This is a genomic window from Pseudomonas sp. sp1636 (assembly GCF_030376615.1).
Lineage (GTDB): Bacteria > Pseudomonadota > Gammaproteobacteria > Pseudomonadales > Pseudomonadaceae > Aquipseudomonas.
This window is the reverse complement of record NZ_JARRAB010000015.1, coordinates 70,198-90,623: the sequence shown is the minus strand read 5'-3', so window position 1 is coordinate 90,623 and position 20,426 is coordinate 70,198. Positions and strand designations below refer to the sequence as shown.

Annotated in this window: 21 protein-coding genes; 11 read left to right on the top strand and 10 right to left on the bottom strand. The window is 63.5% G+C overall.

Annotation, left to right across the window (positions count from 1 at the left end):
• Window positions 1–44: 44 nt before the first annotated feature.
• The 11 genes from P8H27_RS15470 (at window position 45) to P8H27_RS15420 (ending at window position 8,884) form a co-directional block, all read left to right on the top strand.
• Window positions 45–920 carry an ethylbenzene dehydrogenase-related protein gene (locus P8H27_RS15470; protein WP_289638493.1) on the top strand — a complete coding sequence of 292 codons (876 nt, stop codon included), beginning with the start codon at window positions 45–47 and terminating at the stop codon, window positions 918–920.
• A 106-nt stretch (window positions 921–1,026) separates the two neighbouring features.
• Window positions 1,027–1,368 (top strand): cytochrome c, encoded by a 342-nt coding sequence (locus P8H27_RS15465; RefSeq protein ID WP_289638492.1) that lies wholly within the window; start codon window positions 1,027–1,029, stop codon window positions 1,366–1,368.
• Entirely contained in the window at window positions 1,365–2,543 is a 1,179-nt protein-coding gene (locus tag P8H27_RS15460; RefSeq protein WP_289638491.1) for a cytochrome D1 domain-containing protein, read from the top strand. Before P8H27_RS15465 ends, P8H27_RS15460 begins: the two co-directional genes overlap by 4 nt.
• Before the next feature lies 1 nt (window position 2,544).
• Window positions 2,545–3,003, top strand: a complete 459-nt coding sequence (locus P8H27_RS15455; RefSeq protein ID WP_289638490.1) for an Lrp/AsnC family transcriptional regulator — start codon at window positions 2,545–2,547, stop codon at window positions 3,001–3,003.
• A complete protein-coding gene (locus P8H27_RS15450) occupies window positions 3,000–3,515 on the top strand; it encodes an AsnC family protein (RefSeq protein ID WP_289638488.1) in 516 nt (171 codons plus the stop codon). Before P8H27_RS15455 ends, P8H27_RS15450 begins: the two co-directional genes overlap by 4 nt.
• Window positions 3,508–3,951 carry an Lrp/AsnC family transcriptional regulator gene (locus tag P8H27_RS15445; RefSeq protein ID WP_289638487.1) on the top strand — a complete coding sequence of 148 codons (444 nt, stop codon included), beginning with the start codon at window positions 3,508–3,510 and terminating at the stop codon, window positions 3,949–3,951. Before P8H27_RS15450 ends, P8H27_RS15445 begins: the two co-directional genes overlap by 8 nt.
• Window positions 3,926–4,468, top strand: a complete 543-nt coding sequence (locus tag P8H27_RS15440; RefSeq protein ID WP_289638486.1) for a nitrite reductase — start codon at window positions 3,926–3,928, stop codon at window positions 4,466–4,468. The genes P8H27_RS15445 and P8H27_RS15440 overlap by 26 nt, the downstream gene beginning before the upstream one ends.
• 61 nt (window positions 4,469–4,529) lie before the next feature.
• The gene (gene nirJ, locus P8H27_RS15435) at window positions 4,530–5,717 is read left to right on the top strand and encodes a heme d1 biosynthesis radical SAM protein NirJ (RefSeq protein ID WP_289638485.1); all 1,188 of its coding nucleotides are present in this window, start codon (window positions 4,530–4,532) and stop codon (window positions 5,715–5,717) included.
• 59 nt (window positions 5,718–5,776) lie between these two features.
• Window positions 5,777–6,613, top strand: coding sequence for a uroporphyrinogen-III C-methyltransferase (cobA, locus tag P8H27_RS15430; protein ID WP_289638484.1), 837 nt, complete (start codon window positions 5,777–5,779; stop codon window positions 6,611–6,613).
• Window positions 6,604–8,100, top strand: coding sequence for a nitrite reductase (locus P8H27_RS15425; RefSeq protein WP_289638483.1), 1,497 nt, complete (start codon window positions 6,604–6,606; stop codon window positions 8,098–8,100). The genes cobA and P8H27_RS15425 overlap by 10 nt, the downstream gene beginning before the upstream one ends.
• Window positions 8,101–8,560: 460 nt before the next feature.
• Entirely contained in the window at window positions 8,561–8,884 is a 324-nt protein-coding gene (locus P8H27_RS15420; RefSeq protein ID WP_289638482.1) for a c-type cytochrome, read from the top strand.
• Window positions 8,885–9,081: 197 nt separating this feature from the next.
• On the opposite strand, the gene P8H27_RS15415 is transcribed toward P8H27_RS15420, so the two are convergent.
• From P8H27_RS15415 to nosR, 10 genes are all read right to left on the bottom strand, one after another.
• Window positions 9,082–9,432: a hypothetical protein gene (locus tag P8H27_RS15415; RefSeq protein ID WP_289638481.1), complete on the bottom strand. Its 351-nt coding sequence runs from the start codon at window positions 9,430–9,432 to the stop codon at window positions 9,082–9,084.
• An 18-nt stretch (window positions 9,433–9,450) separates the two neighbouring features.
• Window positions 9,451–10,194 (bottom strand): SDR family NAD(P)-dependent oxidoreductase, encoded by a 744-nt coding sequence (locus tag P8H27_RS15410; RefSeq protein ID WP_289638480.1) that lies wholly within the window; start codon window positions 10,192–10,194, stop codon window positions 9,451–9,453.
• 157 nt (window positions 10,195–10,351) lie between these two features.
• Complete coding sequence (locus P8H27_RS15405; protein ID WP_289638478.1) at window positions 10,352–11,542, bottom strand: NnrS family protein; 1,191 nt, start codon at window positions 11,540–11,542, stop codon at window positions 10,352–10,354.
• 320 nt (window positions 11,543–11,862) lie between these two features.
• Window positions 11,863–12,030: a twin-arginine translocase TatA/TatE family subunit gene (gene tatA / locus P8H27_RS15400; RefSeq protein ID WP_289638477.1), complete on the bottom strand. Its 168-nt coding sequence runs from the start codon at window positions 12,028–12,030 to the stop codon at window positions 11,863–11,865.
• 43 nt (window positions 12,031–12,073) lie between these two features.
• The gene (locus tag P8H27_RS15395) at window positions 12,074–12,625 is read right to left on the bottom strand and encodes a nitrous oxide reductase accessory protein NosL (protein ID WP_289638476.1); all 552 of its coding nucleotides are present in this window, start codon (window positions 12,623–12,625) and stop codon (window positions 12,074–12,076) included.
• 85 nt (window positions 12,626–12,710) lie between these two features.
• Complete coding sequence (locus P8H27_RS15390) at window positions 12,711–13,541, bottom strand: ABC transporter permease (protein WP_289638475.1); 831 nt, start codon at window positions 13,539–13,541, stop codon at window positions 12,711–12,713.
• A complete protein-coding gene (locus tag P8H27_RS15385; protein WP_289638474.1) occupies window positions 13,538–14,464 on the bottom strand; it encodes an ABC transporter ATP-binding protein in 927 nt (308 codons plus the stop codon). The genes P8H27_RS15390 and P8H27_RS15385 overlap by 4 nt, the downstream gene beginning before the upstream one ends.
• Window positions 14,461–15,747, bottom strand: a complete 1,287-nt coding sequence (locus P8H27_RS15380; RefSeq protein ID WP_289638526.1) for a nitrous oxide reductase family maturation protein NosD — start codon at window positions 15,745–15,747, stop codon at window positions 14,461–14,463. The genes P8H27_RS15385 and P8H27_RS15380 overlap by 4 nt, the downstream gene beginning before the upstream one ends.
• A 184-nt stretch (window positions 15,748–15,931) precedes the next feature.
• Window positions 15,932–17,875 carry a TAT-dependent nitrous-oxide reductase gene (gene nosZ, locus P8H27_RS15375; RefSeq protein ID WP_289638473.1) on the bottom strand — a complete coding sequence of 648 codons (1,944 nt, stop codon included), beginning with the start codon at window positions 17,873–17,875 and terminating at the stop codon, window positions 15,932–15,934.
• A gap of 56 nt (window positions 17,876–17,931) precedes the next feature.
• Window positions 17,932–20,121, bottom strand: a complete 2,190-nt coding sequence (nosR, locus tag P8H27_RS15370; RefSeq protein ID WP_289638472.1) for a transcriptional regulator NosR — start codon at window positions 20,119–20,121, stop codon at window positions 17,932–17,934.
• Window positions 20,122–20,426: the final 305 nt, after the last annotated feature.

The window sequence follows — 20,426 nt, the reverse complement described above, 5'->3', positions numbered from 1 at the left end:
GCCAGAACCCATGGCCGCTAACCGCTAGGAATAAGGAGAGCAGCATGAACACACGTATGATGACTTGCGCACTAGGGGCCACACTTGCCTGCGTCACCCTCCCTGCCTGGGCTGCTGTCCCGGCTGACTGGAGTTCGATCAAGTCCAACGACATCACCCTGTTCTACCCGGGCGTCTCGCCGGTCGAATGGGTCACCAAAGGCACCGAGCATGGTGGTGCGCGGGCGCTGAGGAAGGGCGAAATCTGCGCCGACTGCCACTCCGATGAAGCCCAAGACATCGGCAAGACCATCGTCAGCGGCAAGAAGCTCGAACCGGCGCCGATTGCCGGCAAGGCACCTTTCATCGACGTCAAGGTGCAGGCCGCCCATGACAGTGAAAATCTGTATCTGCGCTTCACCTGGCAGCAACCAGCCGCCTCGGGCGCGGCCAAGATGGACGAGCAGAACCCGGTGAAAATTGCCTACATGCTCGAAGCCAGCGATCAGGTTCAGCTGGCTTCCCAGGGCGGCTGCTGGGGCAGTTGCCACGGCGACGCACGCACCATGCCCGGTGCCGACGAGCACAAGACTAAGTACGTCAAGGATGGCTCGCTGGCCAATGGCGTGTTCTACGACCTCAACCAGTGGCGCAGCGGCGACAACAAGGCCTACGACGGCTATGTCGCCGAGAAGCGGGTCATGGAAGGTGGCCAGGCGCTGGTCGGCGCCACCGGCAAGCTCGACGGCAACACCTGGACGGTCGAGTTCACCCGCAAGTTCGCCGGTGGCGAGGGCGATGTGACCCTCGAGCCGGGCAAGGCCTACAACTTCGGCTTCGCCATCCACGACGACAATGCCACCGGGCGTTACCACCATGTATCGCTGGGCTACACCCTGGGCATCGACGCCGAGGCCAGCATCCAGGCGCTCAAACAATAACCTTGACCTGCGCCGGCCCGCGGGCCGGCGCAGCACTCGATACGAGTCAAGGTTCCTTGGCAACCGCCGCAACCTCCTGCTCCCACTGTTATTAGGGAACACCGCCATGCCGCTAGCCCACTCCGCTTTACGCACCCTGGGGCAGCTTCTATTGGTGCTTCTACCGCTTTCCCAGGTCGAGGCCGAGGCGCTTAGCGTCGAGCGTCAAACCCAGTTGCAACACCTGCTGGCACAGGATTGTGGTTCCTGCCACGGCCTGCGCATGACCGGTGGGCTAGGCCCCGCCCTGACCCGTCAGGCCTTGGCCAACAAACCGCGCGAAGCACTGATCGCCACCGTGACCCACGGCCGCCCCGGCACCGCCATGCCGCCCTGGAATGCCCTGCTCAACGAGCCGGACATCGCCTGGTTGGTCGACCGCCTCCTCGAAGGATACCCAACGCCATGATTCGTTCGACCCTGTTGCTGGCTGCGGCCAGCTTGCTACTCAGCGCCTGCGCGCAATCACCGCTGCGCGGCAGCGGCGACCTGGGAGTGGTGGTGGAGCGCGCCACCGGCAGCCTGCAAATCATCGAAAGCAGCCAGCAGTCCAGCCTGGCGCGGGTCGAGGGGCTGGGCGACCTGTCCCATGCCTCTGTGGTGTTCTCCCGCGATCAACGCTACGCCTACGTCTTCGGCCGCGACGGCGGCCTGAGCAAGGTCGACCTGCTGCACATGCGCATCGACAAGCGGGTGATCCAAGGCGGCAACAGCATCGGCGGCGCCATTAGCCAGGACGGCAGCCTGATCGCCGTGGGTAACTACGAACCGGGTGGCGTCAAAGTCTTCGATGTCGAAACCCTGACGCTGGTGGCCGATATTCCCGCCACCCCGCTGGCCGACGGCAGCAAGCATTCACGGGTGGTCGGGGTGGTCGATGCGCCCGGCCGCCGTTTCGTCTTCAGCCTGTTCGACACCGGCGAGATCTGGATCGCCGACTTCAGCCAGGGCAACACCCCGGCGATCAGCCGTTTCACCGGCGTCGGCAACCAGCCTTACGACGCCCTGCTGACCCCGGACGGCCGCTACTACCTGGCCGGCCTGTTCGGTGAGGACGGCATGGCCAAGCTCGACCTCTGGCACCCGGAACGCGGCGTCGAGCGGGTGCTCGGCAACTATGGCCGCGGCCAACAGAAACTGCCGGTGTATAAGATGCCACATCTGGAGGGCTGGGCCGTGGCTGGCAACCAGACCTTCGTGCCGGCCGTGGGCAGGCATCAGGTGCTGGTGATGGATTCGCAGAGTTGGACGCAAACCGCCGCCATCGAGGTCGCCGGTCAGCCGGTGTTCGTCATGGCGCGGCCCGATGCCCGGCAGATCTGGGTCAACTTCGCCCACCCGGATAACCACCGCGTACAGGTTATCGACAGCGAAACCCATGAAATCGTCGCCGACCTGCAACCCGGGCCCGGCGTGCTGCACATGGAGTTCACCGCCCGCGGCGACCAGCTCTGGCTGTCGGTGCGCGACAGCGGCGAGATCCAGATTTGGGATCCCTACCGGATTGAACTGCTACAGCGTCTGCCGGCGGCGAGCCCGAGCGGCATCTTCTTCAGCAGTCGCGCTCACCAGACGGGGTTATAGGATGAACATCGATCCACTCAGCAGTCGTTTGATCGAGCGCTACCAGCATGGCATGCCGCTGTGCGCCGAACCTTACCGGGTCATGGCCGACACCCTCGGTTGTGAGGAAGCCGAAGTGCTCGCCTGCCTCGAACGGCTGCGTGCTGCCGGCAGCCTGTCGCGCATCGGCCCGGTGTTCGACCACAGCCGCGCCGGCGCCAGTACCCTGGTCGCGCTGGCGGTGCCGGAGGCGCGCCTGGAACAAGTGGCCGAGCGCATCAGTCGTTACCCCGAAGTCAATCACAACTACCTGCGCGAGCATGCCTACAACCTGTGGTTCGTGCTGACCGGCCCGGATCGCGCGCACCTCGATCGGCTGCTCGATGAGATCGAAGCCGATACCGGCCTGCCCCCTCTCGACCTGCCAATGCGTAACGCCTATCGCATCGACCTGGGTTTTCCTTTGGTGGATCTACCATGAACCATGCACTCCCCCCCGCGCAGGCCATTAGCCTGCGCCGCCTGTTGGAAACCGGCTTACCGCTGGCGCCACGCCCTTACCGGGTACTCGCCGAACAGATCGGCGTCGACGAAGCGGCGGTACTCGAGCAGATGCAGCAGTGGCAGGCGCAGGGACTGTTTCGCCGCGTCGGCCTGGTGCTCAAACACCGCGCCCTGGGCTTTCTGGCCAACGCCATGCTGGTGATGGACATCCCCGACGAGCAGGTCGAAGCCGTCGGCCTGCGGCTCGGTCAGGCACCCGGCATCAACCTCTGCTACGAGCGCCCACGCCGCTTGCCGCATTGGCGCTACAACCTGTTCTGCATGGTGCATGGCCGCGAACGCGAACAGGTGCGCCAGCAGATCGAGCGTCTGCTGGCCGAGCAGCAACTGAGCGAGGTACCCCATCAACTGCTGTTCAGCAGTCGCGCCTTCAAACAGTGCGGCGGCCGTTACGCCCCCGCAGCAGCCGAGGCGGTGCGCCATGGATGAGTTCGACCGGCGCCTGCTCAATCGTCTGCAACTCGGCCTGCCTCTGGTGCGCCACCCGTGGCAGGCACTGGCCGAAGAACTGGGTAGCGACTCGGCGCACCTGCGCAGTCGCGTGCAAGCGTTGCTGGACGACGGCACCCTGAGCCGCTTCGGGCCGATGTTCGACATCGACCGGCTCGGTGGCGCTTTCACCCTCGCCGCCCTGGCGGTGCCCGAACAGCGTTTCGACGAAGTCGCCGAGCGGCTAGCGGCCATGCCCGAGGTGGCGCACAACTACCGCCGCGAGCACGCCTGGAACATGTGGTTTGTGCTCGGTTGCGCAACCCCGCAGGGCATTCTCGACACCCTGCAACGTATCGAAGCCGAGACCGGGCTGACGGTGCTCAACCTGCCCAAGGAGGAAACCTACCATGTCGGTTTGCACTTCCCCGTCTGAAGATCAGCTAACGCGTCGCCTGATCGAACTCACCGAGGCCGGCCTGCCGCTGCTGGACGACCCCTGGGCCTGGCTCGCCGAACAGTTGCAGCTGAGCGTCGAGGCGACCCTGGCGCTGCTGCAACGGCTGCAGGCCGAGGGCGCTATCCGGCGTATCGCCGCAGTGCCCAATCACTACCGCCTGGGCTATCGGCACAACGGCATGACCGTCTGGGACGTGGACGACAGCGAGATTGCCCGCCTCGGCCCGTTGCTCGGCGCCCAGGCGTTCGTCAGCCACTGTTACCGCCGCCCGCGGCGCGAGGGTTGGCGCTACAACCTGTTCGCCATGGTGCATGGCCGCAGCGCCGAACAGATCGATGCCTATCGCGAACAGATCCGCACCTTGCTGGGCGTTGCCTGCCGCGCCGACGAGATGCTGGTCAGTAGCCGCATCCTGAAGAAAACCGGACTGCGCCTGAGCGCCGCGCAGCGCTTTATTGTTCCCGGTCAAGGAGCGGCAATTCTTCCTCAGTGATGCTGCAAGCATAGAATTACGCGCCCGCCGGGAGCGCTACGATCTCCAAGGAATATCGCTCATGTTGAGAATCAGCCATTACCTGCGCGCCCTGACTGAACCGCACGCCCCAGTGCTCGGCGCCCGTGGCACCGGCCGACCCCGCCCGCCGGTGGTGATCTGGAATTTGCTACGGCGCTGCAACCTGACCTGCAAGCACTGTTATGCGACTTCCGCCGACAGCGAGTTCCGCGACGAACTGGACACCGCCGCCGCCCTGCGCGTGATCGACGATCTGCATGCCACCGGCGTACGCGTACTGATCCTTTCCGGCGGCGAACCCTTGCTCCGCGAGGACATCTTCCAGCTCACCGATTACGCCCGCGACCAAGGTTTCTTCGTCGCCCTGTCCACCAATGGCACGCTGATCGACGAGCGCAACATCGCGCAGATCGCCGCCGCGCGTTTCGACTACGTCGGCATCAGCATCGATGGCCTGGAAGCGGTGCACGACGAATGGCGTCAGCTCAAGGGCAGCTTCGCCGCCTCCCTGCGCGCCGTCGACCTGTGCCGCCAGCACGATATTCGCGTCGGCCTGCGCACCACCCTGACCCAGCACAACTATCCGCAATTGCCGGCGCTGCTGGCGTTGATGCGCGAGCACGACGTGCAGAAGTTCTACCTCTCGCACCTCAACTACAGCGGGCGCGGCAAGCGCAGTCGCAGTCGCAAGGCCGACGCCCACCACCAGATGACCCGCGACGCCATGCAGCAACTGTTCGCCCAGGCCTGGGACGATGTGCAGAACGGCCGCGAGACCGACTTCGTCAGCGGCAACAACGACGCCGACGCCGTCCTGCTGTTGCAGTGGGTCGAGACGCACCTGCCGCAACACCGCGCCCGCCTCGAAGGCATGCTCCAGGCCTGGGGCGGCAATGCGTCCGGCAGCGGTATCGCCAATATCGACAACATCGGCGACGTGCACCCGGACACCTACTGGTGGCAGCACAGCGTCGGCAACGTACGCCGGCAATCCTTTCGCGAGATCTGGCTGGATCAACCCCAGCCCCTGCTCACGCAGCTGCGCCAACACCCGCGGGCGGTCACCGGGCGCTGCGCCCAGTGCCGCTGGCTATCGATCTGCAACGGCAACACCCGCACCCGCGCCTGGGCCGAAGGCAGCCTCTGGGGCGAAGACCCCGGTTGCTACCTGAGCGACGAGGAAATCGGCCTGCAACCGATGCCCTGCATACCCAGCATGACGATCTAACCAAGGCTCCCCGTGGCCACCGACAACCGCTCAGCCCGATGACAGATTCAGGAGTTTGCATGGACCAGCCCATCGCCCTACCCGCTTCGCTGTGCGCCGCCTTCGCCCCCGGGGAGATCGCCCTGGTCGGCGCCGGCCCCGGCGACCCCGGCCTGCTCACCCTGCGTGCCTGGAGCCTGCTGCAACAAGCCGATACGGTGGTTTATGACCGCCTGGTGAGCCAGGCGTTGATGGATTTGCTGCCGGCGGATTGCATCCGTCACTACGTCGGCAAAACCAGCGGCCATCACAGCCTGCCACAGCCGCAGATCAACCAGTTGCTGGTCGACCTCGCCCACCAGGGGCTGCGCGTGGTGCGCCTGAAGGGCGGCGACCCCTTCATCTTCGGCCGCGGCGCGGAAGAACTGGAGTATGCCCTGGAGCGCGGCATCGACTGCCAGGTAGTGCCGGGCATCACCGCCGCCTCCGGTTGCAGCGCCTATGCCGGCATTCCCCTGACCCACCGGGATCTGGCCCATTCCTGCCAGTTCATTACCGGCCACCTGCAAGAAGACGGCGAACTGAAACTGCCCTGGAGCAGCCTCGCCCAGGGCGGCCAGACCCTGGTGTTCTACATGGGTCTGGCCAGCCTCGGGGAAATATCCCAGCAACTGATCGCCGCCGGATTGCCCGCGGATACCCCGGCCGCGCTGATCGGCAACGGCACCCGCGCCGACCAGCAGGTGGCGCGCGGCACCCTGCTGCAGCTGCCCGCCATGGCCGACCGGCATCTGCTGACGCCGCCGACCCTGACCGTGATCGGTAAAGTGGTGGATCTGTTCGCCGGGCTGAACCTCGAATACCCGGCGCGCTTGCGCGGCCATGCCTACTGCCAAATGGAGGCCGTATGCGGCTGATACCCTTGCCCCTGCTATTGCTCGCCAGCCTGGCCCAGGCCGCAACGCCCGCCAGCGTCCCGCACGAGCAAGCCGAAGCGCTCTACCAGCAACATTGCCAGAGCTGTCACGGCGCCAACCGCCTCGGCGCCGCCGGCCCGGCATTGCTGCCGGAAAGCCTCGGTCGAATTAAACCGGACGAGGTGCGCGCGGTGATCCGCGACGGCCGTCCGGCCAGTCAGATGGCCGCCTACGCCAGCGTGCTGGACGCGCCGCAGATCGACGCACTGGTCAGCTACCTCTACCAGCCGGCCGCCACCGCGCCGACCTGGAGCGATGCCGAGATCCGCGCCAGCCACCGTCTGCTCGCCGATCCCGACAAGCTGCCCAGCCGCGCGCAGCACGGCGCCGACCCGCTGAACCTGTTCGTGGTGGTGGAAGCCGGCGATCACCATGTCAGCATCCTCGATGGCGACAAGTTCGAGGTGCTGACCCGCTTTCAGTCACGCTTCGCCCTGCACGGCGGGCCGAAATTTTCGCCCGACGGCCGCTTCGTCTACTTCGCCTCGCGCGACGGCTGGATCAGCCTCTACGACCTGCACAACCTGACCCTGGTCGCCGAGGTGCGCGCCGGACTCAATACCCGCAACCTGGCGGTCAGCAACGACGGCCGCTGGGTGTTGGTGGGCAACTACCTGCCGGGCAATCTGGTGTTGCTGGATGCCCGCGACCTGTCGCTGGTCAAACATATCCCGGCGCTTGGTCAGGACGGCACCCCGTCGCGGGTCAGCGCCGTCTACACCGCGCCACCACGCGACAGTTTCGTGATCGCGCTCAAGGACGTGCAGGAGGTCTGGGAACTGTCCTACGCTGGCGAGCCGACCTTTGTCCCACGGCGCATCCAGAGCCGCGACGTACTCGACGATTTCTCCTTCACCCCGGATTATCGCCACCTCCTCGCCACCTCGCGCAAAGCCAAGGGCGGCCAGGTGATCGACCTCGACAGCGGCGCGGCGGTCATCGACATCGCCCTGCCCGGCATGCCGCACCTGGGTTCGGGCATCTACTGGAAGCGCGACGGCAAATGGGTGTTCGCCACGCCGAACGTCAGCCAGGGGCTGATCTCGGTGCTCGACCTGCAAAACTGGAAGCTAATCAAGGAAATCCCCACCGAAGGGCCGGGATTCTTCATGCGCAGCCACATCAACTCCGCCTACGCCTGGACCGACGTGTTCTTCGGCCCGAACAACGATGCGGTGCACCTGATCGACAAGCAAACCCTGGAGATCGCGCATACCCTGCGACCAATGCCCGGCAAGAACGCCGCCCACGTCGAGTTCACCCGGGACGGCCGCTACGTACTGCTCAGCGTCTGGGATCGCGATGGCGCCTTGATCGTCTACGACAGCAAGACCCTCGAGGAGATCAAACGCATCCCGATGAACAAACCCTCGGGCAAATACAACGTCGGCAACAAGATCGAATTTGCCGAAGGCACTTCCCATTGAGCACGAGCGGCCAGGGGGGCTGTTAACACTGCCCTCCTGTAGAAAAGCCACTGTCCTTAGGTTGAGGAGATCATTTCTTGCGCGCCTATTTCGTTAAATAGAGCGCCTACTCGCCTCAACCGCGCGCAACAGCTACTGCAAACCGAGCGCCCCCGACCGCGGACGATCAAGTTCGCCAGGCGGCTAACCGAGCGTGGTTGCCTGAGGCGATAGACCGCATTGAACCACTGCAGTGCGCAGGCGCATAGTTGGCGGGCGTATCGGTTGATTGAAATCAAGCAATGAAAAACGCCCCCAAGCTATGCTCGGTCGTTTGTAATAAACTGCTGTCGCAGCATTGCTTGCGATTACACATTGGTTGGGGCCGAAGTTGGTTCCGCAATGCAATGAATCACTACACAGGCTAGGTACAACGTTTACCAAGTCATATCGTCCGCGTCACTCGCCTTGAGGAAATACCATGAAGAAGTTTTTGACTCCGCTGTTGGCCTTGGGTGCTGTTCTGAGCATGCAATCTGCCCTGGCGGCCGACCCCGCAGCTGCTGAAGCACTGTTCAAGAGCAAGCCCTGTGCGGCATGCCATAACCTCGACATGAAAATGGTAGGCCCGGCTCTCAAGGAAGTCGCTGCCAAGTACGCGGGTACCGAGGGTGCCGCCGATCTGCTGGCTGGACGTATCAAGAACGGTACCGTCGGCGCCTGGGGTCAGATGCCGATGCCGGCAAACCCGGTCACCGACGAAGAAGCCAAGATCCTTGCCGAATGGGTGCTGGGACTTAAATGATTTACCGCAGGACGCCAGACTGCTGGCGTCCTGCGTCTCCCCTCTTCGCTTGAATCCCATGTGCTGCCGCAACTTGCCGGCGAGGCGACTCGGCGATAGGCAGCAGGCTGATAGCTGATGCTGTGCTGCGCGACGACCGCCCAAGCAAACTTCGCTCTTCCCTCACCCCCGCCTTGCAACTGCCCGCCTTGCAACTGTCAGTGCCGTACCGTCCGCCCTGCGCGGGTACTCGAGCCCGTGAGCGCCCTGCCTGAATGCACCGCCGCCTCGACGCCATGTAGTTGCTCGACTTGCCGGACGCAGTCGGGTTTTTGCAGACCGCGGTTGCCCTCGCCGTAGTGCCAGCGGTGGCTGTAAACCAGGAACTTGAGTGACGGCTCATCCAGGCTGGCCAGCTCGATGCCGGCCCGAAAGGCTGAGGCTTCAATAGCCTGGCGCAGGCTGTCGGCCAGCAGGTGCAGGGATTGCATCGCGCTCGCCGCCTGCTCGCTGGTGCTGCTGAAGCCCTTGGCATCAGGCCGCGGGCGGTTTTCTTCCAGTTGAGCCACATAGGCGGCTCATCCGCATCAGCTCAACGTGTAGCCATTGTCGACCACCCAGTCCTGGCCATAGACGCCGCGGGCGCCTGCCGACAACTGGAACAGGATAACGCTGGCGACAGCCGCCGCATCGAGAAAATGACCGGGCAGCAGACGCTGGGCAACGCTGTCGGCGACCTGACCCAGTTGCTCGTCGCTCAGCCCCAGGCTGCCCCAGATGGCGGTTGCCGTAGGCCCGGGCGAGACCAGGTTGACGCGCACACCGCGCGGCGCGAATTCCACGGCGATGGTGCGTGCCTGGGCGCCAAGCGCCGCCTTGCTGGCGATATAGGCGGCCAGGCCGGGAAAGCTCGAACGGGTGAGAAAACTGCCGATAAACACCACCGAACAGGGTGACGCCAGCACATCACGCAGCGCGGCCAGGGTATTCAAGGCTCCGGCACCGTTGACTGCCCACTGCCGATCGAACGCCGCCAGATCCAGGCTGTCGGCCAGTTCGGCGATACCCGCATTGGGCACCAGGTAATCCACCGGCCCCAGTTGCTCCGCGCGCAGGCGGAGGCTGGCGAGATCCTCGCTCGAGGTGACGTCGCCGGCATGCCAGAACAGGCGCTCAGGGTAGCTCTCCTGCAGACCTTGCAAACCGCCAAGGCTACGGGACATTGCCAGCACCCTGGCGCCGCGCTGCAGCAACGCGGCACACAAGGCCAGACCAATACCTGAACTGGCTCCGGTGACGACGGCCAGACGATCCTGGAATTCGATTCTCATCAGCTTCTCCGATGCTCGGCAGTGCCGAGCGGCAAGGCCACCCACGCCCAGGGCACTGGGGGCCAACTATCAATGACTGGGCAGCCCGCCGCACGCAGCGTTAGATAACACACCGGCAACCCATATTTGGCGTTCAGACGCCACTTAGTGCGGACGATCAGCCCGGGTGGCCATCCACCCTCGCCTTGACCAGCATCGGTACATAGCGCCAGGCATAGATGGCCAACGCCAAGGACCAACCGATTGCCGCCAACCACAGCCCTGCCAGCGGCCAGAGCGGGTAAACCAACACCCGTGCCACGCAGCCCAGGTTGAACAATGCAAAGGCCCAGACCATGCCCGACGGCAGTTGCAGCGGCCGTCCGGTATGCCCCAGGGTGACGCGGGCAAGCATGGCCAGAATCAACCCGCTCATGGCGCCCATGGTCAAGCCATGCAGGGCCGGACTGGGAGTGGCCAACAGGCCGAGATGCCACAACGCCAGACCGACACAAGCGACCACCAGCCAGAGTATCGCCAGGTGCAGGGACCACAGCAGCGGTACCGCCCAGATGCCCTTGTCGTACCAGCGCGCCAGGCGCAGCAAATGCCCCGCCGCCAGCGCCAGGAACAGCCCGGCCAGCAGCGTTCGAGGCTGCAAGGCCAGACCGCTGGCATAGAGTGCGGCGATCAAGCCGCAGCCGAGCAGCAGGGCAATATCCAGCCATACCCAGGGCTTGACCGCTTCCAGGCGGCCCAGGCCGCGCTGGGTAAAGAAGGGAATCACTCGGCCGCCGATCAGCCCCATCAGCGCTGCCACCAGCCATAATCCGGCCAGCACGCCACGGCGCTGCAGCTCATCGTCGCCCAGGGCCAGACCGGCCAGCAGCAAGGCATTGCTCGCCGCCAGCAGACACAACACCAGGACGATCGGATAGTTGCGCTTCTGCCGTACCACCCAGAGCATGCGCGCCAGCAAGGCGGCCACCGCCAGCAGAAAACTCAGGTCGAGCGGAACCAACAGCAGCAGCGGCGCACCGAACAACCAGCCCAGTCGCGCCGCGAGCCAGAGACCGGCCAGCAGCATCAGGCGCTTGCCGCTCAGGCCCGGCTGACCGGTCCAGGTCTGTGCAGCGGTCAGGAGAAAACCGGCCACTATGGCGGCGGCGAAGCCGAACAGCATCTCGTGCCGGTGCCAGGCCAGCCAACCGCCGGTGGGCTGCCAGTGCGGGCCGTTGCCGCTCCAGGCCAGCACCCAGAGGGCAATGGCCAGCAACGCGAACAGGCTGCCGGCGAGGAAGAACGGGCGAAAGGCAAGACGCCAAATGGGTGGAATACTCAGGGCGATACGCCGATCGAGAACGTGCACTGCAAGCCTCCTGAAAAGATCGTCAAGCGCCCGGCAAGCGGCAGATTCTGCACCGCCGGCCAGGGCATTGCGGCTCCGGGGAAAGCAGGAACCGTTATCGTCTTTTTACAGGGAGAGGAGGCTTTGGCGACTTGACCACAATCAGCTTTCCGCGTCAGGCCTGGAAAAGCGCCTGAGGCACAGCGGCTCGCAGATCGCGTTAGCGCAGCACGTGCAGGCGCCACAGCGGCAGGCGGCGGCGCAGCCGACAGGTACAGAGAGTTTGCGCCGCACAATGGCGGGGGGCGTTACGGCCGCCACCCGTAGCAAGCCTGCCTGTTCTAAGGCTGCTTGGTCGACTCCTGTGGTTTCGGGTCTGTGCCCATCGATTTACGAAAGCCGCCGATCGCGCCGCCCAGGTCGGAGCCTAAGCTGCGCAGGCGCTTGCTACCGAACAGCATGACCACGATCAGCAGAACGATCAGAAGCTGCCAGATACTGATACCCATGTGGATCTCCTAGTTGCGAATGATGGCGGGTGCAGGCGATCTGTTAGTGACTGGCTTGTCCGTGCATGCCGGCATGCGGCATGGCGGAGGCTTGTTGCAGCACGCCCTGATCGATTTCGTCGAAACGTAGCACCCGGGCGCCGTGGCTGGCGGCCAGTTTTTGTGCGGCCGCTTCATCGGCAAACGAGGCCAGCACCGCGCCCATGGCGCCCTTGAGCCCGCTGTCGGCGAGGCCGACCACATAGAAGGCCTGGGTGGCATCGATCAGGTGGCTGTCGTCGGGCTTGGCCCATTCGCTACGCCCCATGTCGTGTACATAGAGCTTGGCAGTGCCGATGCGGTTCTCCGGCTGCAGCCACCAGCCGAGCATCTCGGCGGCGGAGCAGAATTTCTTCACCCCGGTCTTATCCACCGCCTGGCCCTTGGGGCCGGGAAAGTCGTTGATGATCATGCCGCACACGTGACACTCGTCAGCCTCGTGAAAAGCCACGGGGCCAAGGCTTTGCTGGGGCTCTGGCGATTCGCTGCAGGCTATCAGCAGCAGGCCGAGCAGCCCTACCAGCAGGGTTCGCGTGGCGATATACAAGTTTTTCATTGCTGTTCTCTCTATCTGAAAAAAATCTCGCCGGGTGCGAGGTGCGCACCCAGGCAGATGCCACTGGCGATAGCGCTCTCGCAGCCTACGTCGGTCGGCGCAGGAATAGCCAATAGGCCAGCAACAGCGGCACGCCGACCCACAGCAGCAGGCACAGCCACAGCAGCGGGCCATCGATGGGCAGGTCGCCGCCCAGCGCCATCACTCCGGCGGCATTGCCGCTGCCCTCGAAGCCGGACAGGTTGATCAGCCGGTACACGTCGGCCGGATTGAGCAGCAGCAACCAGGGCAGTAGATCCGGGCTGAACTTGCCCTGGCTGAGCACCAAGAGCGCCAGCAACACCAGATCGAACACCAGCACGAACAGGAACCACAGCCCCAGGGCCAGCCCGGCGGCGCTGGATTTTTCGCTGGCGGAGCTGCTCAGGACATAGGCCATGGCCAGAAATACCCAGCCCAGTAGGGTGCTGGACAGCATAAAGCGGCCGAAGGACCACGCCAGCAGGCCCAGTTCGATATCGTCGACCAGCACGGCAATGGCCAGGGCCGCACAACCGAAGCCGATCAGGGTGGCCAAGGCGAGAATCAGGCCATGGCCGACGAACTTGCCGAGCAGCATCTGCCCGCGCCCCAGCGGGTAGGTCAGCAGCAACATCAGGGTGCCGGCTTCGTCCTCGCCGACGATGGCGTCGTAGGCCAGCAACAGTGCGATCAGCGGCACCAGGAAGGTGGCCAGACTGGCCAGGCTGGCGATGGTCGCCGGAATCGAGGTGAAACCCAGTTGCCCGGAAGCCGCGGCGCCGAGCCAGGCGATGCCCACCGCCAGCACGGCGAACAGCAGGCTGATGGCCAGCAACCAGCGATTGCGCAGGCCGTCGCTGAGTTCCTTGCGGGCGATATTCCACACCTGGTTCATGTTCTGCCCTCCGCGCTCGGCACAATGCCCGCGCGCTCCATGTAATAACGGTACAGATCCTCCAGCGACGGCTGGTGGATGTCGATGTCCTGTGCCTCGCCTTCACCGAGCAACTGGCGCAGCAGACCGAGCTTGTGGCCGTTGATGACCTCTACTTCGACGCCGTCGACGCCGACCGAGCGCGCCTCATGCCCGGCGACGTGCCAGCGCTGCAATAGTTGCGCGCTCTGCTTCAGTCCGCTGGCACGGATCACTGCCGGCAGACCGGCATTTTCGCGCAGGCAGGCCAGGCTGCCGACCGCCTGCAGCCGACCGTGAGCGAGAATCGCGGCACGGTTGATATGCGCCTCGACCCCCGGCAAGACATGCGAGCAGAGGATGATGCTGGTGCCCTGCTGACGCAGACGGTCGATTAACCGATAGAGATCCTGGGTGGCGATGGGGTCGAGGCCGACCGTGGGCTCGTCGAGCAGCAACAGGCGTGGCACGCCGAGCAAGGCCTGGGCCAGGCCGAGACGCTGGCGCATGCCCTTGGAGTAGGTCTTGACTCGCCGGTTCATAGCGTCGGCCAGGCCGACCTGCTCCAGCAGGTCGTCCACCTGCGCCAGCGCGGCGCCCTTGAGACGGGCGAAATGGCGCAGGGTCTCGCGTCCGCTGAGCTGCGCGTAGAAGGTCACGTTCTCCGGCAGATAGCCGAGCTGGCGGCGTACCGCCGAATCGTTCGGCGTGCGCCCGAGCACCGCGACCCGCCCCTGGCTGGCCTGCAGCAGGCCGAGAATCAGTTTCATAGTGGTGGTCTTGCCGGCACCGTTATGGCCGAACAGGCCCAGTACCTCGCCTTCGCCCAGGCACAGGTGTAAGTCGTGCAGCACGGTCATGCGACCGTAGTGCTGGCTGACGCCTTCGATTTCGACGGCATTCATGGCGTTGGCTCCTGGCTGGCGGGCAGCAGATCGGTGGTCGGCAGTTGCATCAGCGGATGGCTGTCCTGCACCCCGGGCGACTTCATTACCGGAAAAGCACGCTGTACCCAGCGCAGCAACTCGATACTCGGGCTGTTCATCAACAGGCGCACCTGTGGATACAGCCACAGCAGACGGTCGACGTTGTCGTTGGGTTCGTAGGCGATATCGCCCAGGCCGTCTTCATTGCGGTCCCAGCCCAGGTAGTCGCTCCAATAGTTACCGCGCCCGTCCAGCGACCACTCCTGGGTGCGGGTGGCGACATACTTGACCTGCTGCTGGTTACCGACAAAGGCATTGCCGGCGATGCGGTTGTCTTCGGAACCGGCGGTCAGGTGGATGCCCAGGGCGCTGCGCTCGAAGTGGTTGTGCTCGATGCTGTTGAACAGCGAGTTGTAGATGAACAGCGCCTTGCCTTCGGCACCGGAGATCATGCTGTCGCCGGTCGAGCCGCTGCGCACATCGCTGACGAAATTGTCGCGCAGGGTGGAGTAGGTGATGTAGTTCATCAGGATGCCGTAGTTCTCGTCCTGCTCGGAACGATTGCCGATCACCGTGAGCTTGCGGCTCTGCATCAGCGCATAGCCGGTGCGGGTGCGGCGGGTGATGTTGCCGAGCACCTGGTTGTCGTTGGAGAACATGTAGTGCACGCCGTAACGCAGGTCTTCCAGGGTGTTGCCCTCGAGCAGGTTGCCGTTCGAGGTATCGATGTAGATGCCGTCGCGGGCATCGCGCACCTGGTTGCCGATGACCTTGGCGCCACGTACCGCATACAGGTGGATGCCATTGCCGCGATCCTGGGAACGAATGCTCGGATCGCCCTGGATGCTGTTGCCAAGCAGGCTGACATCCGCCGCGCCATCGACCCAGATGCCGAAGCTCGCGCCTTGCAGGCGGTTGTCCTTGATCACCGCGCCGCGGGCCTTGGGCTGAATGAACACGGCGGCGTTCATGGCCGTCATGTCCCGCCCCCAATCGAGCAGCGTGCAGCCCTCGATGGTCACCTCGGGCGCGTTGATCAGCAGGCCGTTACCCTGCCCCTGACCCTGCAATACGGCGCCTGGCTCGCAGCGAATGTGCATCGGCTGATCGACGCTGAACGAACCTTGGTATTGCCCGGCGGGCAGTCGCCAGCGATTGTCACCCTCGGCCTGCAGCGGCAGATCGGTGATCGGTTGCGGCGCTGCCTGGGCAGCGCCGGGAAGAATAAGCAGCAATAGAGCCGTGGCATGCAACCAGGCTATTGCCTGAGGTTTTAACACTGAGGTTTACCTTGTACCTTGAAGCATTCAAAGCGTGTGTCGTGACTGGAGGAGTCAGTCTGCTGGCGATCGAGAGAAATCGCCAGCAGACTGACTCCTCCAAGAGCCACGGGTTCAGCCGTTGCGCAAGGGGTTCCCGGGCTGGAGCCCGGAAACCCTCCCGGAGTTACGCGGGTTCGACCATCATGCGCCCGACCATTTCCATGTGCAGGGCATGGCAGAACCAGCTGCAGTAGTACCAGTGCAGGCCAGGTTTGTCGGCGATAAAGGTGATCGACGAGGTCTGCTGCGGGCTGATTTCCATGCTCGCACCATGGTTGACCATGACGAAACCGTGGGACACGTCCTCGATCTGGTCGATGTTGGTGATGGTCACGGTGACTTCATCGCCCAGCTTGACGTTGAATTCCTGGACACCGTATGCCGGCGCCATGGACGTCATGTACACCCGTACCTTGTTGCCGTCACGGATAACCTTGTTGTCGGTATCCAGGTTGATGCCATCCTTTTTCGCCATGGCCACGGTGCCGGCAAAGAACGGATCGTCGCGATCCCAGATCTTCTTGGTCTTGACCTGATCACGACGCGCCATGGTGCAGTCGTGCGGCTCGGCGAAGGTCGGGCCGTCGTGCACCAGCTTCATTTCCTCGCCGGAGATGTCGATCAGTTGGTCGTTCTCCGGGTGCAGCGGGCCGACCTGCAAGAAGCGGTCCTTGGAGAACTTGCACAGGGCAACCAGCCACTTGCCATCGGCTTCGCTGGTTTCACACAGCGAGGCGTGGATGTGGCCCGGCTGGTAATGCACATCGAGTTTCTGCTTGATGTAGTCGACCTTCTCGCCCTTGTAGGCACGCACGGCATCGGCCATGTTCCACTTGACCACCTGGCTGTCGATAAACAGGGTGGTGTAGGCATTGCCGCGGCCGTCGAAGGTGGTGTGCAGCGGGCCCAGGCCCAGCTCCGGCTCGGCGGCGATCACATCGCGCGGATCCTTGAGCTTGCCGGCGAACAGGTCGGGCAGCTTGGCGATCTCGATCATCGATACGGTCGGCGACAGCTTGCCGTTGGCGATGAAGTACTTGCCGTCCGACGAGGTGTTGCAGCCGTGCGGGTTCTTCGGCACCGGGATGTAACGGGTGAACTCGCTGTCCTTGTCGCCCTTCTTGCGACCGTCGAGCACCGGCACCTTGGAGTCGCCCAGGGTGATGAACTTGCCGGCCTTGACCGCTTTTTCCGCCGCATGCATGTCGAACACCACGACCCAGTCGCGCTCGTTGCGCATCATGCCGCCGAGATCATAGGCTTTCTCGGAGTTGTAGCAGGTGGCTGCGGTGAAGCGGCCGGTGTAGTCGGCGTCGGTGTTGTCCAGGTTGCCGTCGACGATGACCTGGAAGGCCATTTCCATGGTCTCGGCATCAATCACGTTGTACATGGTGTAGCTGTTCTCATCCTGCAGATCGAAGATCTTGCCATCGTTGGGATGGGGGATGACGAATTCGGCGTTGGCGTACACGTACTTGGTGTACGGCACCTTCTGCAGGCGCAGGCCGTGGATGGACTGGCAGTTCGGCACGGTCAGCATCTTGTCGCACTTCATGATATCCAGGCGGATACGTGCAACGCGGGTGTTGGCCTTGTCGTTGATGAACACGTACTTGCCGTCGTACTTGCCGTCAACCATGGAGATGTGCGGGTGGTGGCAGTCGCCGTTGAGGAACTTGACGCTATCGCCCATGATGGCGCGGCTTTCGTTGGTCAGGCCCCAACCGGTGGCCGAATCCACGTTGAATACCGGGATGCGCATCAGTTCGCGCATGGACGGAATGCCCAGCACGCGCACTTCACCCTGATGGCCACCGCTCCAGAAGCCGATGTAGTCGTCCAGTTCACCCGGCGCAACATGGTAGTTCTGCTTCGCTTCCTTGGCCGCTGCCGCCCAGGATTCGCGAGTCATCACCGCGCTGCCCAGCGCCGTGGCGCCGACCAAGGCCGCCCCTGTCGCGGCGCTGGCACCGAGGAAGCCGCGACGGCTCAAACCGGTGGTTTCCAGCTTTTGCGTCGCTTGTTTTGGATCGATCGCTGGCGTGTTCTTCGACTCTTTATCGCTCATCAATTGTGCTCCTTGGCTGGATAAATACGGTCTTGCGACCGTCCATGCACATGCCGTCAAAGGGCTCGCGCAGGGACTACTACTTGCACTACGGGTATCAGTTCGGCGCTAACGGGGGCCTTTTTGCTGCGTTTCTTCTGCTTGAGAATCAGCGGCGGGCACTTGTCGTCGTTGTGGTAAGTCATCTGGCAATCGAGGCAGTAGTGGCACTCGTTGGCATTGATCTGGCCGTCGGGATGGATCGCCTGGATTTCGCATTCTTTGGCACACAGCTGGCACGGACTGCCACACTCCTTGCGGCGTTTCAGCCAGTCGAACAGACGGAACTTGCTCGGAATGGCCAGTGCCGCGCCCAGCGGGCAGACATAGCGGCAGTAGACCTTGCGGGTGAAGATATTGATCACCAAGAGCAGTACGGCATAGAGCACGAACCACCATTGGCGGTCGAATCTCAGGGTGATGGCAGTCTTGAACGGTTCCACTTCGGCGAAACGCTCGGCGGTGGCCAGCGACTCCAGAGAGAGGCCAAACAGCAGCAGCAGGATGATGTACTTGATCGCCCAGAGCCGCTCATGCACCGCAAAGGGTAGCTCGTACTGGGGGATTTTCAGCTTGCGCGCGGCCTCGTTGATCAGCTCCTGCAGGGCGCCGAAGGGACACAGCCAGCCGCAGAACACGCCGCGGCCCCAGAGCAGGATGCTGGCGGCGGTGAAGGTCCAGATAATGAAGATGACCGGGTCGGTGAGGAACAGCTCCCAGCGGAAACCCTGCACCAGGGCATGGACGAAGGTCAGCACGTTGACCACCGACAATTGGCCCAGGGCATACCAGCCGATGAACACCACGGTGAAGATCAGGTAGCCACGGCGCAACCAATGGAGGAAGTGCGGACGCTGGGTGAACTTGTCCTGGAGAAACAGGATCACCGTGAGCAGCAGCAAGGCCACACCGATCACGCCGATCTGGAAGCTTTTCTGGTACCAGATATTCAGCCACAGCGGCCGATTGGCTTCTTCGATCGCGGCCAGTTCTGCGGCGCTCGGCTGTGGTCGTTCGAGGTATTCCTCAGGCATCTGATAGGGCAGTTCGAAACTGCTGAAGATGCCGCTGGTCGGCCCGGTCTGCCGTTTCACCAACAGCTCCAGGACCCAGGGCGAACCCGGATCGAAGCCGGCCGGCGCGCGCACGATAAAGATCGCCATCTCGCGGAAGTCCGGCATGCCCTCGGCATAGACATCGCTCAAACGCTCGAAATCGCGGTCATGAAAGCTGATGGTTTCGCCGAACTGGCGCAGTTGCACCCGATCGAAAATGCCGCCACGGACATAGCCCGAGCCCTTGAACGAATACGCGCCGCTGCCGAGCACGGCAATCGCGTGCTCGCCGGGTTTGAGTTCCTCCATGAGGAAGCGGTACTGGTTGTCGCCCAACAGATTACGGCCGATGGTCGGCGCATTCAGGTGAGCGGTGTAGAGGTCGATAAAGGTGTCGTCGACTTGATCGGCCGCGGCCTCGTCGAAGCCTTCGGCTTCGCTGCCCTTGAAGGCTTCGTCGACCTGACCGCGGGTCAGGTGCAGGCGGCGGATAGCGCCATTGCCGGTGAGTTGCGTCCAGTCGGCGGCTTGATAAACATCCTCGCGCACCGTAGCCGGCTTCTGCGCCAGACCGGCATTGTCTTCAACCAGACCAAGCGACACCGCCACCGCGTGGGCGGCGCGCATCACCACCTCATTGACCACCATGACCGTAACGGTGGCGCCGGTGACCGCATCGACAGTCACCGCTTCGGGGTCGCTGGAACGGCCGACCACCACCCGTTGGTTGACCTGGATGCCTTTGTACTTGGCGTTGAAGTCGTGCAGTTTCGACTCGGGGATGCCGACCAGCAGAATCGGCTCGTGGTGCTCGAGCACATAGGCGTCCTGAATCACGCCTGCGTTGTCGAGGATCACCTGCATGTTGATCGGCTTGCCGGAATAGGCCGGAATATCGACCACGTCCAGACTCTGGAACACATAGCCGAGCACCGTGTCGCCATCGGACAGGGTGCGCACCTTGAACTCGCCTTGCGGCTCGGAAACGTTAACCCCTTTGGGGAAAACCTGGTCGATGCGCTGTTGTTCGATAGCGCCGTAGCTCTTGGCTTGCACGCCCTGAAGCGCCGCCCAGACTAAAACCAGCAAAAACAGGCAAGCATTTTTCCATGAATACAGATGACTGCTCGTGAAAAACCGATTGATCTTCATGGGGTTATCTAAAGCCAACAATGAATGTGCCTGCATGGTACTGATCCCACTCCCTCTTCCGATTGACACAAGTCAAGTCAAGCCGCGACCAGGTGCGGCAAGGTGCCGCAAGCCCACTCAAGGACGAACCTATAAAGCTTGCCGGCAGGGACTCAGGGACGGGCGGTGCAGATTAGGCTCCAGCCCGTCTCGCCGCAATTGCTGCGCAGGCGAGTATACCCAGCCCGACCGGCCTAACGCACGGGCGACTTAGACCGGAGTTTACCCTACGCAAGGCCGCCGCCTGTCGCCCTCTGAGTACGCCG

Coding starts and splice junctions, on each gene's coding strand:
- P8H27_RS15470 (WP_289638493.1), top strand. CDS start 45: ATGAACACACGTATGATGACTTGCGCACTAGGGGCCACACTTGCCTGC.
- P8H27_RS15465 (WP_289638492.1), top strand. CDS start 1,027: ATGCCGCTAGCCCACTCCGCTTTACGCACCCTGGGGCAGCTTCTATTG.
- P8H27_RS15460 (WP_289638491.1), top strand. CDS start 1,365: ATGATTCGTTCGACCCTGTTGCTGGCTGCGGCCAGCTTGCTACTCAGC.
- P8H27_RS15455 (WP_289638490.1), top strand. CDS start 2,545: ATGAACATCGATCCACTCAGCAGTCGTTTGATCGAGCGCTACCAGCAT.
- P8H27_RS15450 (WP_289638488.1), top strand. CDS start 3,000: ATGAACCATGCACTCCCCCCCGCGCAGGCCATTAGCCTGCGCCGCCTG.
- P8H27_RS15445 (WP_289638487.1), top strand. CDS start 3,508: ATGGATGAGTTCGACCGGCGCCTGCTCAATCGTCTGCAACTCGGCCTG.
- P8H27_RS15440 (WP_289638486.1), top strand. CDS start 3,926: ATGTCGGTTTGCACTTCCCCGTCTGAAGATCAGCTAACGCGTCGCCTG.
- nirJ (WP_289638485.1), top strand. CDS start 4,530: ATGTTGAGAATCAGCCATTACCTGCGCGCCCTGACTGAACCGCACGCC.
- cobA (WP_289638484.1), top strand. CDS start 5,777: ATGGACCAGCCCATCGCCCTACCCGCTTCGCTGTGCGCCGCCTTCGCC.
- P8H27_RS15425 (WP_289638483.1), top strand. CDS start 6,604: ATGCGGCTGATACCCTTGCCCCTGCTATTGCTCGCCAGCCTGGCCCAG.
- P8H27_RS15420 (WP_289638482.1), top strand. CDS start 8,561: ATGAAGAAGTTTTTGACTCCGCTGTTGGCCTTGGGTGCTGTTCTGAGC.
- P8H27_RS15410 (WP_289638480.1), bottom strand. CDS start 10,194: ATGAGAATCGAATTCCAGGATCGTCTGGCCGTCGTCACCGGAGCCAGT.
- tatA (WP_289638477.1), bottom strand. CDS start 12,030: ATGGGTATCAGTATCTGGCAGCTTCTGATCGTTCTGCTGATCGTGGTC.
- P8H27_RS15395 (WP_289638476.1), bottom strand. CDS start 12,625: ATGAAAAACTTGTATATCGCCACGCGAACCCTGCTGGTAGGGCTGCTC.
- P8H27_RS15390 (WP_289638475.1), bottom strand. CDS start 13,541: ATGAACCAGGTGTGGAATATCGCCCGCAAGGAACTCAGCGACGGCCTG.
- P8H27_RS15385 (WP_289638474.1), bottom strand. CDS start 14,464: ATGAATGCCGTCGAAATCGAAGGCGTCAGCCAGCACTACGGTCGCATG.
- nosZ (WP_289638473.1), bottom strand. CDS start 17,875: ATGAGCGATAAAGAGTCGAAGAACACGCCAGCGATCGATCCAAAACAA.
- nosR (WP_289638472.1), bottom strand. CDS start 20,121: ATGAAGATCAATCGGTTTTTCACGAGCAGTCATCTGTATTCATGGAAA.